The 15,135-nt window shown below is 42.7% G+C and carries 12 protein-coding genes; all 12 read right to left on the minus strand.

Annotated elements, in window-relative coordinates; all coding sequences use genetic code 11:
* Positions 1–3: 3 nt before the first annotated feature.
* The gene (gene gspK / locus WC676_01180) at positions 4–1,101 is read right to left on the minus strand and encodes a type II secretion system minor pseudopilin GspK (protein ID MFA5059226.1); all 1,098 of its coding nucleotides are present in this window, start codon (positions 1,099–1,101) and stop codon (positions 4–6) included.
* Positions 1,102–1,122: 21 nt separating this feature from the next.
* Entirely contained in the window at positions 1,123–1,860 is a 738-nt protein-coding gene (locus WC676_01185; GenBank protein ID MFA5059227.1) for a prepilin-type N-terminal cleavage/methylation domain-containing protein, read from the minus strand.
* Positions 1,853–2,260, minus strand: a complete 408-nt coding sequence (locus WC676_01190; protein ID MFA5059228.1) for a hypothetical protein — start codon at positions 2,258–2,260, stop codon at positions 1,853–1,855. The genes WC676_01185 and WC676_01190 overlap by 8 nt, the downstream gene beginning before the upstream one ends.
* Complete coding sequence (locus WC676_01195) at positions 2,232–2,783, minus strand: GspH/FimT family pseudopilin (protein ID MFA5059229.1); 552 nt, start codon at positions 2,781–2,783, stop codon at positions 2,232–2,234. Before WC676_01195 ends, WC676_01190 begins: the two co-directional genes overlap by 29 nt.
* A complete protein-coding gene (gspG, locus tag WC676_01200; GenBank protein MFA5059230.1) occupies positions 2,764–3,207 on the minus strand; it encodes a type II secretion system major pseudopilin GspG in 444 nt (147 codons plus the stop codon). The genes WC676_01195 and gspG overlap by 20 nt, the downstream gene beginning before the upstream one ends.
* Before the next feature lie 58 nt (positions 3,208–3,265).
* Positions 3,266–4,525, minus strand: a complete 1,260-nt coding sequence (locus tag WC676_01205) for a type II secretion system F family protein (GenBank protein MFA5059231.1) — start codon at positions 4,523–4,525, stop codon at positions 3,266–3,268.
* A 181-nt stretch (positions 4,526–4,706) separates the two neighbouring features.
* On the minus strand, positions 4,707–9,851 hold the full coding sequence (locus WC676_01210) for a hypothetical protein (GenBank protein ID MFA5059232.1): 5,145 nt from the start codon (positions 9,849–9,851) through the stop codon (positions 4,707–4,709).
* A gap of 141 nt (positions 9,852–9,992) precedes the next feature.
* On the minus strand, positions 9,993–10,364 hold the full coding sequence (locus WC676_01215; GenBank protein ID MFA5059233.1) for a hypothetical protein: 372 nt from the start codon (positions 10,362–10,364) through the stop codon (positions 9,993–9,995).
* A gap of 182 nt (positions 10,365–10,546) precedes the next feature.
* Positions 10,547–12,244, minus strand: coding sequence for an ATPase, T2SS/T4P/T4SS family (locus WC676_01220; protein MFA5059234.1), 1,698 nt, complete (start codon positions 12,242–12,244; stop codon positions 10,547–10,549).
* Between the two features lie 24 nt (positions 12,245–12,268).
* Positions 12,269–12,778 carry a hypothetical protein gene (locus WC676_01225; GenBank protein MFA5059235.1) on the minus strand — a complete coding sequence of 170 codons (510 nt, stop codon included), beginning with the start codon at positions 12,776–12,778 and terminating at the stop codon, positions 12,269–12,271.
* Between the two features lie 85 nt (positions 12,779–12,863).
* Positions 12,864–13,010, minus strand: a complete 147-nt coding sequence (locus WC676_01230) for a hypothetical protein (protein ID MFA5059236.1) — start codon at positions 13,008–13,010, stop codon at positions 12,864–12,866.
* Positions 13,011–13,030: 20 nt separating this feature from the next.
* Entirely contained in the window at positions 13,031–15,133 is a 2,103-nt protein-coding gene (feoB, locus tag WC676_01235) for a ferrous iron transport protein B (protein ID MFA5059237.1), read from the minus strand.
* Positions 15,134–15,135 lie beyond the last annotated feature (2 nt).

Below are 15,135 nucleotides of genomic sequence, written 5' to 3' on the forward strand. Positions count from 1 at the left end.
ATTTTAATTTCTCTTCCAAAAGACGACGGATAGGTCATCACGCAAAATAACGGCCTCTATCCAAGACTCCACTTCTGATGAACTGTCCACAGCCTTAATGCCAAGCCTGATACACCGCGCGCTATTGACAAGATTCGGCCTGATCGTCTGAAAGATCGCGCGTTCTTTGCCGTTTAAAAGGCCCGTAAACCCTGCTTCATTCATATCCACATTGCGATCATCGGCGCTAAATTCTTCTTTGTCTTCGCCGTGACGGTATTCGATGATCTTTTCCACCAAGCTATCCGCGTCAGACAATTGTGTATTGGTCACCGGACCGGCACTACTGCGAGCCAAAGCGCGCAAAACTGTTTTTGACGCCGTATTAATATTAACTGCCAGCGGCCCTTCTTTCGGAAAAATAGTTACATACGATCTGATCTTGGCAAATATCTGCGGCGTCATCCCTTTAACCAAGAGCAATTCTTCAACGCTGTCAAAGGGCAGATTTTTACAATGATACGGTTTAGTTAACCCCGCGTAATCACCGTCTTCTGCCCCCATAGAAACGCCGGCTAAGGTAGAATCGCCGTCGATCCAATCGGCAACTGCCGCCGCGATATTGCCGGCTTCATCCTCATTGAAATCTAAAAGAACGATCAGCTGTGCTAAAACAGCCATATTTTGCGCCGTGACACCGTTTAAGTTGATCTTGCTTTCTTCATCCCTAAAACCGAAACGGACCTGACGCACGCCGTTATCATCACGATCGGCATAACTAATATCAAAATGCCCCTGCCCTAATTCTACATCTTTAAAAATGCCTTCGGGAGCTTCGTTTGTATCAAATTTCACGGCACATTGATAACGCGTATCAAAACTATTCGCCTCTTTATCTTCGCTGTCTTTTTTAATAAGATCAAGCGCGTAAATAAACCCTGCCCATGCTGTTTGGTCGGACTTGAATTTTCCCACCGAATATCCGGCTAATTTTAGGTCAACGGATGTTCGCCGCCCCAAGCTTACCGCAAGAAGCGACAAAATAGCCAGAAACCAAAGTACAATTAAGAGTATTATACCAGAATCGTTTTTGTTTCTAGATTTTAATGGATGAAATTTCATAAGCCTTGCATGCCCCGCCGATCACTGATCAAATCCTTCTTGCCCTAAAAATCCCGTCGGAATATAAATTTCTTTTTCCATCGCAACTGTTTCTTGAGGATCTCTCGGATTGACAAATGTCAACCGAACACGAATCCCCGAAGGGATATAGGGTTTGTCCCAGCTATTATTCCAAAAGATCTTGGCCGATTCGCCTTCACCCTGAAGATACGCGAAAGAAAATGTTAATCCATTTTCTTGCAGGTTAGAACTTAAGACCTCTTTTGTGCTGTTTTTTTCTTGGCCAGATCGTAAGTCATCGATAAAGAATAGCTCTTCGCGCACAAAAGCATGCCGCGCTACTTCTTCTTCTTGATATTGGGAAACGATTTTCTGATTTTCCGTGGAATGCTTTCCAATAATAACCTGATGGACCGAACCAAAACCTAGAGGCTGTGCCGAATAACGGACTGTTTTAAGCCCTTTTGAAGTTGCGGCTAAAAATGAGATCTCATTGCTTCGCCCGTCAAAAGCCGTTTTGTCAGGATACGATCCGGAAAAATCATAAAAAACCACATTTTCTAAATCTTCCGCGATCCTACCCAGCGACCAACGCATTTCACGGTAGATCGCGTTAACATCATTCGACCTTTTATTAAGCCTGATCCCGCTTGAAAAAACACTATAAAGGCTTAAAGCAACGATCGCAAAAATGCTTAAAGCCAAAAGCATTTCAATGAGGGTAAAAGATCTTTTTTTGAAAAGCCGTTTATTATTCATCCAGCGTATTAAAAAAATAAGTTGAAACGGTTATGTTCTTTTGATTCTTTCCTGAGACCCAAAAAATATTAAAGATCACTTCGCTGACCGTTTTAAGCTTTTCTCCGTCCGCGGCTGACGTTGATTCAATGTGATAGGAATATTTTTCATAAGGCTCCGGAAAACGTCCGTCTTCATCCCAATTATTTTCCACGATACCTTTTTGTTTGAATTCTTGGATCTTATTATCTAAAAGGATTTGCGCGACCGAATAATCTTTACTATAAACGGTCGCGCGAAACGTCGACAGCAAAGATTGAATGACCAACGTTAGGCTCACCGAAAGGATAGAAACCGCCAGCAAGGCCTCCAGCAAAAAAGATCCGCGTCGCCTATATTTTTCCTTCAAAGGTCTGAACATGCCCGTATTGTTCCTGTGTTGAAACCGTTAAACAGTTCTCATTTTTCTCGCAGACATAAATGCGCGCCGGATCTATTTTCCCATCAGGATAAAAGCGGATATCCGGATCCTCGTACTCGACCGATATATTTTCCGCGACCAAAAACTCCCGGCCAAACCGTCCCGGGATCTCTTCAAATTCTTGAACTTCTTCATCATCTTGCCACGGAGATCTTTTTTCTTCCGAAAGCCGATATTTTTTATAGGACGGATCAAATTCTAATTTTAATGTGCGTTTCTTGGTGATCGCCCGGCCTTGCGCGTAACGCATAAGATCCGTGATCTGTCCGGCGGTTGTTTGAAGCTGAAAGTGCGCGTATGTTTTAGAAAATCGCGGCAAGCTTAATCCCGCAAGAATCGCTATAAGAGCGACAACCAAAAGGATCTCAACAAGAGTAAAACCTAAAGAGGTTTTTCTTTGCTTTACGCGCGAACAACAAAGAAAAAGTTGAGAAGAATGATCGTTATCCACTGCTTGAGTCATCCGGCCAATTGCTTACGTCATCACTGCTTTCCACGCCATCCTGGCCATAAGAAGAAAGGTCGTAATCTTGGGTATTATGGATTCCCGGACAGACATAAACGTATTCATTGCCCCAGGGATCTTTCGGAAGGCGTTTTTTCTTGAAATACGGCCCGTTCCAATTGACCGGAACAGGCGCCGTGCTCGGTTTTTCTAAAAGAGCGGCAAGCCCTTGTTCGCTGGTCGGATAACGACCATTATCCAATTCATACAGATCCAAGGATGTTGAAATGTTCGCTTCAATATCCGCCCTGGCGGCTGTTTTTCTGGCTTGTTCTCCGCGGCCGGCTAAGCTTGGAGCGACCATTGCCACCAAAACGCCGATGATGATAACAACGAGCATAATTTCAACTAAGGTAAATCCGTTATTTTTCTTCTTATTCATCGCGCAACCCCCATTCATGTTTAAAAATAAATTAGAATTCCATATGAGATATTTTCTATTATCTGATCATCAAATCCATTTTAAAGATCGGCAAAAGCATAGAAATAACGATAAAACCGACAACTGATCCGATCAAGACGATCAAAAGTGGTTCCAATAAAGAGGTGATGGTCTTAACCGACCTGTCACAGCTGCGCTCGTAGCTATCCGCTAATTTGTAAAGTGATTGCTCCAACCGTCCGGATTCTTCGCCAACGGCGATCATATGAATGGCCGCTTCCGGAAAATAAGCGCACCCTTTAAGCGCCGCGTTCAAGCTTGAACCTCCGGCAACCTCCAGAGAAACTTTCTTAATTTCGGCTTTAAGAACTTCATTTCCTAAAACTTCGCTGACCGCTTCAAGCGCCGGAACAATGGTAACGCCACAATCTAAAAGTGTCCCCAAAGTCCTTGAAAATCGGCCAATCTCCGCGTCCTTAATAAAACTTCCCAAGAGAGGAAGTTTTAATTTTAATTCATCAAACCATTTCTTTCCTTCCGCCGAACGAAGGTAGTTCTTAAAAGCAAGAAATATCATTCCGGAGGCAATCAAAACCAGCCACCAAAATTTACTTAAGAAATCACTGATACCCACCAAGATCATCGTCGGCAAAGGAAGCGATTGGGACAGATCGTCGAACATCACCGTTAAGCGCGGAATAACAAAGGAAAGCAAAATAAAAATAGTAACAACTCCCACCACTAAGATCAAAGCCGGATAAATGAGGCTGGCGCGCACTTTAGCGCGAGTTTCCTGGTCTTTGTCGATAAATTCCGCTAAACGGTTTAAAACCACATTCAGATTCCCGCCCAATTCTCCGGATCGGACCATATTGCTGTAAAGTTTAGAAAATATGGCTTCATGCTGGCTTAAGGCATGGGAAAAAGAACCGCCGTCTTGAATAGCAGACTGCATTTGAGCAATAATTTCCTTGAGAGAAGGATTTTGTGTCTGGCGCAAAACAACGGTGATCGCGCGTAGGATAGGGACACCCGAATCAATAAGATCGCTTAATTGCCGGGTAAAGATGGCGATATCTTCTTGTTTAATGCGCCGGGAAGAAAGAAAACTTAAACTGGCTTTTCTTTTTTCTTTGTCTTGCGGTTCTTCGGAAAAAGAAGGCAGAGGATTTGAAAGGGCTACTTTAAGCGCCACATCAATAGGCGTAAGCCCCATTTGGGTCACTTTATCAACGGCGCTGTCAAAATCTTCCGCATCGATAACACCGTCGACAACTTCCCCGGGGCCTTTTTTGGCTTTATAAATGAATTTTGGCATCTATGAACGAGAATTTTAACATAGCTAAAATTTCATTGCAACAGATAGGATGTATATTGCGGTTTTGGGACAGTTTGGAATTCTATTGGGTAATCTAATTTCCAATAACAAATATTTCGCCTGCAAATTAATTGATCATTGGCATTTGGAAATTATCTGGATATTGGAATTTGGTTATTGGTTATTTCGCAGATGAGATTTGAAGCGAGGCATCTTCTTTCGGATCCGAAATTCCTAAAAATAGCGGCAATCCGATAAAAGGCGTTGTTTGAATGATCACCGGAATAAACCCGTCAATGCGGATATTTTCTAGTGTTTGCAGATCAAGCGGAATAGCAATTCCCTGCCCTTCTTTTTGAACTTCCACATTTAATTTATCCTTGCCAAAATCAATTCCCCCTTTATCTGTCTCCGGTGACATTGGCAGTGCTTGTCCAGCGTTGTTTTCTGACAAAGCTACAGTTTCAGAGTAAGAATCTTCAACCACCTCAGGAACATCAAAATTATCATCGCTAAGCTCTTCTGTTGCGATCCTAGAATAAGAAGGTATTTCTTTCAGTGCTTGGTAAGTTTTCTGGGCCAAAGCCATCGCTACTCTTACATTCTCATCCGCAGCAGCTTTCTGCTCCCATCGTTTAGACAATCTTTCAATGGTGTGCCGCAAACCTAGAGGATGATGTTGCGTCAACCCGAATTGCTTGTAAATCTTTTGGTACGGCATCTGTATGCGTTTATCTGCGGGAATAAAAGAGGGATCAATACCCAAGACTTCTTCAAACCCATTTTGTTTAGCTAATTCAAAATAAGCAAAGAATAAGAATTTATCCGGAGAAATATGCATACTGTCCCAGAATTTATTAATGATTTCAGTTTTCCCTCTTACGGCACCGATTCTTACATTGCGGATCGTCTTTTCTCCATCAGAATCCCATCCTATTCTAAAAAATACACCTACCATAGGATTGGCAGAATCTGTTTCTTCACCAATTAAAATTTCTGTCCCAAAAGTACTTTCACCCAAACCAAACCTCATCCCCAGAAAATACGGTGTCCCCTCAATCGGCGCTTTCAGAACTGTCCGTCCATTTCTAAAATCTTCAGAAAATATTTGAGAAATACGTTTAATATTAGCAGAGGCTTGGCGAAGCCGCTGATTGACACCTTGTGCATTATCAAAGATGTAAGTAAATCTCGTTTTTAAATTCTTATTGGGATTAGCTAAATATGACTGAACTAATTCGAAAGCTTGAGAAGCAGAAACCTTATGAATATCTTCAGCATTTTTATCGATAAATTTTATTAAATATTCAATACTGCTTACCGAAATCTGCCACTTCTGAGCAATCAAATCTTTTATTGCATTGACTTTTTCGCGCGACGAGGACGCATATCCCCTCTGGTAGGATAGGCTCAAATGAGCTACCAGTTTTAACAAAACCTCTTCATCGGGTAATACTGCACCGTCATCTAATAACCATACCGCCACTTTTTGCAACTCAGCATCGTTGAAGCGATAATCCTGAATGGCATCCTTGGGGTATGGAAATCCTCGAACAACCTCTATTAGTTGTTCTAATCTGCGTCCTCGGTCTTCTTCACTGTTTCCCGTCAACAGCACTCCGCCCTCACCCAACATTGTCACGTGGCCCGCGTCTTTTGGAGCTACTGCTACATTTTGCTGACCCCCAAGAATTTTCCGACGAATATTAAACCCTTCTCCATAACCGGGCATACCTGTTTCATCATCTTCGATCATAGAAAACCACTTCATTTTTTTCGTATCGATCTTTGCCTGCTGGGTATTAGCTATCGGAAATTTATCGCCAAAATCTACAAATTTCTCATCCAAAGAAGTCTCGCCGTCTACGTAATCGGGATTTCGGCTCCAATCGTCCGTTACATAAAATCCGCCATCTTCCATGAATAGATCTATGGAATTTATAAAGCTCTGTCCATCCGCATAATGGCTGGGTATTTCATACCCGGCTCTTTGATAATAAGCGCCTACTTTAAGGCCTTTTTCAAGTTTTCTATCTAATTCCGCCGCATATTCCCCAAATTTTGTGATGTCAGCATTGATAAGAGTAACGGCGCGTTCTTTTTCTTCGCCATTTAAATAATTCCAGTAGAATTTTATCCTAATGTAGCCGCCATCTTGATCAATTTTAACTCTCGACAGATCAACCCCCATCGATAACATTTCAAGGGCAATTGCGGCAACCATTTTTTCTTTTGTTCTTAAAAAGAAATAGTCCGCCGAGCTTAAATCAAGCTTACTTTGCTGGTATCTGGGGTCTAGATTTTCTTTTATATATTTTGAAGGATCTTTAAGCATTGTTTCAAAATCTTCCACTGTGAGATTTTCATAATCTTGAGATATGAAATAACCGGTTGTGGCATTTAAAGCTAATAAAAATGTGGAAACATCCGCTCCGGCGCCGCCATAAAGAGCTGTCAGATCACCATTCTCAGGATTCACAATACTATTTCCTGTCATTAAATATTCTATATTTCCGTTATTCAGAAACTTAGCTTCCACCGGCCTAGGATCTAATACTTCCGGTATTCTTGCCACCATCACCCCGCCGCTTTCCAGCGTCGTCACACGGCCTTTGTCAAAAGGCTTCTGCAGTCCCATCTCGCTAAGGATGGTATTTATTTCTTTATCCAGCGGATCATTTTCTAAATATCTAAATAACAGAGGGTCAAGCGAGGCAATTTCTCTGATGGCAGACAATTTTTGGGCTTCGTCTAATCCTGATAATTGCTCGCTTAGAATTTCCAACAAAGAATTGGCATACCTGATATAGCCCTCTTGAGCTTTAGGATAAGGGTCTTCCTTTACCAATGATATAGATTCGTCGGCATCTATCAACAGCAAACGCCCTTGCTGGCTTACATTAGCCTGAAAATCTAATCCTATCAACATGCCAAACCGGCTTAATCTTTTTTGGATTTCAACTAGGTCTTTCAATGTTTGCACATTGACTTTGGCCTTTTCTCCGGAACCAAACATATCAAACATGTACGAGTAATCACCGGCAACAAGGTCGCCCGGGGCTATATCCATCACAAAATTGATTTTTCCATCAGGATCTTTAAAGATCCCATGAACTTTGGGCCCTATGCCAAACTGATCCGCTAATAAAAGATTGTTATATTGCCGCAACGTTGCCGGTGCCGCGATGTCATATCCGGATGTTGATGACAACGCAACAACAGGACGTCCGTTAGATAAAAATCCCAGTCGAGCGAACCCATGCATTCCGTTTCTGGCTTTGTCAGCAAGAAAGATGTTCTCGGAAAGCTGTACATTGACCTGCAAATCTTTCTTGATGCTCCCATTTTCATCAATTAATGATCCTGCAAAGTTTTCTTTAAGAGATCCTGCCGAAACATTCTTTAGCGCATAATCCTCTTCCAAACTAATACGATAGTCAGGATAACTTTTCTTAAGCAGCAGCGGATCGATCGTTGCTGTTGGCAAGAATGCAAAGCCTCGATCAAGATGTTCCTGCATATGAGATATCATGGCCGGCTTATAGCCAAAACGGCTAAGATCTGTGGTCAATCCTGTTGTTAAATGTTCATTTTGCGGCCAACGATTTAGAATATCTTGCCTGACAGCCAGGATATCCAGCTCCGTCACATGGCCTTTGTCGGGAAGGAAGTTTCCGGCAGCAAGATTGATGTCGTTTTCTAACGGATAAATGGCGGTGATGTCTTCTGAGGGAAGACGCCCAAGTTGAGCGGCTTGCTGATAAACATTTTCAACCGATGGGGCGGCGGTGTGCCATTGCAAAGCGAGGGCTTGCGCTTCTTCAAAGTGTTCCAGGATCCATTGGCGCATTTCATTAGGCGCAAGCCCGAGCTCCTTACGTTTTTTCTCCCACTGAGCAATTTCAAAAATTTCATGATTAAAAATATCGCGGTTATTCGCATAATCGTTATCGATATAAACAACAGGCTCACCATATGCTTGTCCAAGTCCGATATGAGCCAATTGCCCTGTTGATCTTAAAAGCCCGATGATAGGAATGATCCTGATCTGCTGACCAAAATTCATCGCCATTCGGTAATTGACAATATGTTTCTTATTTCGTTCCAAGTCGCGAGGAATATGCCGGCTTATGAATTCATTCACCGCGCTATGAGGAACAAGCCGAACAGTATCGGAGGAGACATTTCCGGAAAGTTTAACTTTCGATTGGTCGGGTTCTTTTTGCAAAGTATTATTCGCGGCAATTGTCCCTAAAAATCCTCCGGAAATATATTTTCGCTCTACCGTTTCTTTGGAATACGCGTCATAATCTTCCTTGATGTAGTTATAAACTCCCGCCTTAAAAGCTTGAATATATTGATCATAGATTTTCTGCTTTATATTTTTATCAGCAAGGTCTACGCCGCTCACCTTTTTTTGATCCACATAAATTTTTCCGAGCAAAGTTTCTTTGAGGGCTTGCTTATACCAAGCGGCGAGAATAAGAGAGTTGTAAATTTGTCGCAATGTCGCGAAATTCTCTCCGGTATTTACTTCCTTTTCTATCTCAGGAATGATGACTTCTTTTAAAATGGCCGAGGAAACATTATTTAGGCTTGAAACATCTTCACTTTTTATCTGGTCCGTTCCCTTAGGCGTGCTTTTAAGATTCCTGGAAAGAGCTAAATAATCTTCTTCCAGCATGACTTTTAGATGAGCTTCGGTCACAAAGGCCGCCGTTTCCTGCTCATAAACTGAGGCCTTATCCGGCATGATCCAAACTTTGTTAAATGTGTTGATAGGAATTTCCGTTGTGCCAAAACGCTCATAGGCTTTTTGATAAACTTTATCCCAAAATGATTTTCCCAGATCTTTTTCAGGATAAATAAGTGAAGCTGTTAACTGCTTTAAAAGATAATCTTGGGCTAAGAGGTCTTTACCCATTTCGGTAGTGCCTAATTCCTGCGGAATAATGCGGTTTTTTTCATAAGGCGAAAGATTGACCCATAATTCATCTTCCGGAGTTGTGAGCGCCGCCAGAAAATACTTGATAAGCTTCATGGATTCATTTTTCTGTGCGTCACCTTTTAACTTAGATTCACCCCAATCGATAACGAAATCAAAGCGTAAAGGATCTTCGGGGAAAACTTTTAAACCCTTTAAAACCGCAGGCGTGAAACTAGGGCTTAGCATGACCATATTTCCGGCCGGAGGAATAGGAACAAGATTTTGGGCGTAAGCTAAAGACGGAAGGATGTTAGAACAAGGAAAGATAATGGCTAGAAAAAGGCTGATCGTTTTAAAGATGGGGTTATTTCTGGATTTTAAGGTCAGCGGAGTTTTCATTGGTATTTATATTAATATTAGTTTTAACGTTAAAAGTATATGATATAAAAACGTAAAAACAAGGCGCAAAAAACCGCTTCAAGAAAGCGCTTTTTCCGTCTTCGCTATAGATCCCATAACGATACTCCAGAAGTTTATGATTTAAGCAAGGGCAGGATTTTGCTGATACGTCATGATCTTTTTGATACCCTGGGAGACCTCTAAAACATAAATTTTGTCTCCCAGGACAGCATATTGCAATCCGACCATGTTGCAGATATATTTCTCCGTGGCTTGTTTTTTATCTATGGTACGGATGATGTACGTCTGTGGCTGGTGGGCGTCTTTCTTTCTTTGATCTATAAATAGTTGCAAATCAGCAGGTTGCGTGAATTCTAGGATCTCTTTGATCTTATAAACGGTCCTTTTTTCGACATGCTGAGCAAGACCGTCTTTTTCTAAATGCTCCGAAAGAAAAAGTTCGGTTCTTTTGCGGTCTTTAGAAACAAGATTTTTGAATAATAATTCGCGCATCGCTTTTCTCCGTTTCATCCAACATCAGAAATATAACATGTGCTTTGAATGAAACAAGATACGTAAGGCCGTTTTGGGAAACCGTTATCTTATCGACGGAGAAATAAAAAATGAAGAAAATAAAAGGGTGCCCCGCCACATTTTGTGGCGGGGCACCCTTTAAAACTTTCCCTTTAAATTTCCTACACCGACTCTTCTTGTGTTACCCGAATAACTTCACTGGGCGTTGTCACGCCCTTTTTAACCTTTTCCCAACCATCTTGGCGCAAAGTCCTCATCCCCGCCGCAATCGCCTTGGCCTTGATCTGGCTGGCAGTCGCGCGGGCTACGATCATATTACGCATTTCCTCATTTAAAAGCAGGAATTCATAGATCCCTTCGCGCCCATAATAACCGGTCATCTTGCAAAATTCACATCCCTTACCTTCATAAATCGCTGTGTTAGCTTCTTCCCCTTTTAAACCGAATTCTTTGATCGCTTCCGGTGTTATCTTCCCGGGTTGTTTGCATTTAGGGCAGATCAAGCGAATAAGCCTTTGAGCGATAAAACATTCTACGGAACTAGACACCAAATACGGCTCAACGCCCATATCTAAAAGCCTGGTCACAGCCGAAGCCGCGTCATTAGTATGAATAGTGGAAAAAACCAAATGCCCTGTCAAGGCCACTTGAATGGCGATTTCCGCCGTTTCATAGTCTCTGACTTCCCCAACCATCATAATATCAGGATCGTGGCGCAGCATCGAACGCAGGCCCGCCGAGAAACTCAATCCTATTTTTGGATTTATTTGGATCTGAGTGATCCCATTCAGCTGATATTCAATGGGATCTTCAATAGTGATGATCTTTCTTTCTAAAGTATTAATGCGCGCTAAACAAGAATAAAGTGTCGTTGTTTTTCCGGAACCCGTCGGCCCGGTCACAAAAATGATCCCATGCGGTTTTTTGATCAAATGATCCAAAGCCGCCAAATCTTTTTGATATAAACCAAGCTCCTCGAAGCTATACAATTTTGCCGAACTTAAGATCCTGATGACAACACTTTCGCCGTAATGCGTCGGCAAAAATGAAACGCGTAAATCCAGATCAATTTGCCCCACCCGTGTTTTAAACCGTCCATCCTGCGGAAGACGTTTCTCAGCAATATTGAGATTGGACATGATCTTAATGCGCGAATTGATCGAATCCTTAAAATGCTTGATCGTTGACGGCGTTCGGGCGTCATACAAAACTCCGTCAATACGATAACGCACACGCAACTCATCCTCAAAAGGTTCGATATGAATATCCGTCGCCCGGCTCTGATAGGCCTCCGCTAAAATCTGATGAAGAAATTTAGCAATGGAGGCTTCCGAGCCTATATCTTCCGTCGATTCAAAATCCGCGGTGGTGCGTTCTTGCGGCTGAACGGTGTCCATCATCTGTTCAATAGTTTCCGCGCCGACACCGTAATACTTTCTAATGGCTTCTAAAATATCTTTTTCGCTGGCCAAAACAGAAACCAACCTCGCCTTCACCACCAACCCTATGTCATCCAAGATATGAATGTCCAAAGGTTTGGTTAAAGCCACGGTCAAGGTATCATCCTTAAATTCCACCGGAATGATCTTATAATGATAAGCGAATTTGGCGGGAATCTTGTTGATCGCTTCAGGAGAGATCTTGATCTCTTTAAGGTTGACGAACTCAACGCCCAGTTGATCCGCCAGAATAGGCAAATAAACGGTTTCTTCGGTGACGAACCCTAAGCGAAGAAGCGTCACGCCTAAAAGTTCCCCGGTTTTCTTCTGTTCCTTTAAAGCTGTTTCAAGCTGTTGGGCACTTATGAGCTTTTTATCGACGAGAAGCTGCCCTAAGAGAGATTTGGTTTTGATTTTCATGAATAATTTAGCGACCGTTCGAGATTAATCTTGGACGATCACAACCCGGTAATAGCTGTTGTTAAAATCATCCATCGTTTTGTCGGAAAGTTTTACGTAGGCGGTAATATCCATTGGAATATCCACAATGGCTTCCCCGATCTTTTTATCGGCTTCAAAGATATCAAGCTTACTTCCCGTATCAAGGCCGTTCACTCTTCCCAAGGTAATAACACATTGAGCGGCCTTTTTATCGAGCCACAAAACGCCTTCTTTGCGTTTTAACTCTGCGGTACCGTAAATGGTTTCGGCGCGGGATAGATATTCTTCTAAATTAACGGGAGCACGGTTAACACGCCGGGCATCGGAAATAGGAAGAGCTTCTTGGGATTGCTCGGCGATCAAATTAGCCATTTGGACTTCCAGCGTGCCAAGTTTTTCCTGATAAGATTTATTGGCATTGCCGATAAAATAAAGCGCTGTTGCCGCGCAAATAAATGAAACGGCAATAAGCGATAATCCGATAATGAGTTTTAATTTATTTTGATCAGCCATTTTGTATTTTGAAATTCTAACGCTCTTATTTTTACACGCTGACCTTATAATGTCAACACAGGATAGGAAATTATAAAACGAAGAGCTACGGGGATGGTGGCTTCCTGGGTGATTTCGGTGAGCATCCGCAATCGCCGCAAGAAGACGATTTCTTTGAGAAATTCCGATAGATCATAATAATGGCTGTCAAAGCCACAACCACGACAGCCGCAATAGATTGAAAATCATTCATGAATATGTTCCCCGAAAAGTTTACTGCCAACCGAGCAAACGCCCGCCTTGAAAAACCGCCAACGCTAATACATACGCCAAGCCCGTCATATAAAAAACTTGGAAACACGGCCAGAACCAGCTATTCGTTTCCCGGCGAACAACGGCAATGGTGCTCATACATTGCATGGCAAAAACATAGAAGACCATCAGCCCAATACATACCAGTGGTGTAAAAAGCACACTTCCGTCGGGCCATCTAGCTTTTACAAAAGCTTCCCTCACCGAATCTGTTTCATCAGCCGCTTCATCAATATTGAACACAATGCTCATGGTACTGACAAAAACTTCCCGCGCCGCAAAAGAACCAACCAATCCAATGCCGATACGCCAATCGTATCCTAGCGGTTTAATGATCGGTTCCAGCGCTTCTCCGGTCATTCCCGCAAAGCTTTTTCTTAAACCCTCGGATGCCGTTAAGCCATCATGTTTAGGATATGTCATCAAAGCCCATAAAAGAATAGAGAGCCCAAAAATAATTGTCCCAGCTCTCTTTAAGAAAACAAGCGAGCGTTCCCACATATTGATAAGAACGGTTTTCCATGATGGCAAACGATATGGCGGAAGCTCCATGATCAAAAGCGGTGTTTGACTTTTCAAAAGCGTTTTTTTAAAGATCCACGCCATCACAAAAGCCCCTAACATTCCCAATAAATACATAATAAGGATGATGCCGGCTTTTTGCGGCGCCGAAGCTGAAGGCATTAAAGTTGCGATCATCACGGTATAAACCGGCAAACGCGCCGAACAACTCATTAAAGGCGCCACCAGAATAGTGACAAGACGGTCTTTAGGATTTTCTATTGTCCGCGCCGACATAATTCCCGGAATAGCGCACGCAAAAGAACTAAGAAGAGGAATGAATGATTTTCCGTGCAAACCCACTTTGCTCATCACTCGGTCCATAATAAATGCCGCCCGTGCCATATAACCGGTGTCTTGAAGTAAGCCGATAAAGAAAAACAAGATCAGAATTTGCGGCAAAAAGATAACAACCGCCCCCACCCCGGCAATAACTCCGTCGGTGAGAAGGTCGCGCAAATCACCCGGTGGCATCATTGTCTTAACCGTATCGGTTAAGGCGGAAAAAACCTGATCGATCCAATCCATTGGATAGCTGGCAACCGAAAAGATGGTAAAAAACATTAATACCATCAACCCTAAAAAGATCACCCAGCCCCAGATCCGGTGAGTGAGGATATTGTCTAATTTATCGGTGACCGTTAAAACACTTTGATCAGATTCTTTCGTAACGGATCTGACAATATTCTGGATCCAGGCGTAGCGTGCCTCAACCGCGGCTGAGCGCCAATTGATATTTTGCGTTTGGAGTTTTTGTCGTAAATTTTTAATGTAATCGACAACCACTTTGTTTTCCGGTAAGGTGTGGTCTTCGGCAGAAATAAAAATGATCGCTTGAGAAAAAACTGTTTTAGCATCGGCAAATGTTTCGTGAAATAAGAATTCCGTGAATTCTTTAACCTCTGCTTCCATCACCGGCGGCATTTTCCATGGGCGGTCTTTTGGCATTTTCCCTCCGCCGCTAATGATGGCTTTCTTAAGTTCCTCAATGCCTTCATTGCGGCTGGCTACCGTCGGGATAACCGGAATTCCTAAAACGGCCGAAAGCTTCACAGCATCAATTTCCTGTCCGCGCCGTTTAGCGGTGTCAACCATGTTCAGCGCGATCACCATCGGAATTCCCAGATCCTGGATCTGGCTGACCAAATAAAGGTTACGCTCTAAATTGCTGGCATCCACGACACAGACAACGACATCAGGCTTGGGCGTATCAACGATCTTCCCAAGCAAAACATCTCGGGCTACTTTTTCATCCGGTGAACGCACCGCCAAACTGTAAGTTCCCGGAAGATCTAAGATATTGATCTCCCGCTGGTGGCCTGTCACCATGCGGCCAATTTTTTTCTCGACGGTCACACCGGGATAATTGCCTACTTTTTGACGTAAATTTGTTAAGGCATTAAAAACAGTCGTTTTTCCTGAGTTGGGATTACCGGCTAAAGCAACAATAAGGGGAATTTGTTTTGAAGAAGCCTTTACGCTGGAGAGGATAGGATCGGACATAT

This window comes from Candidatus Omnitrophota bacterium (assembly GCA_041649175.1).
Lineage (GTDB): Bacteria > Omnitrophota > Gorgyraeia > Zapsychrales > JBAZNR01 > JBAZNR01.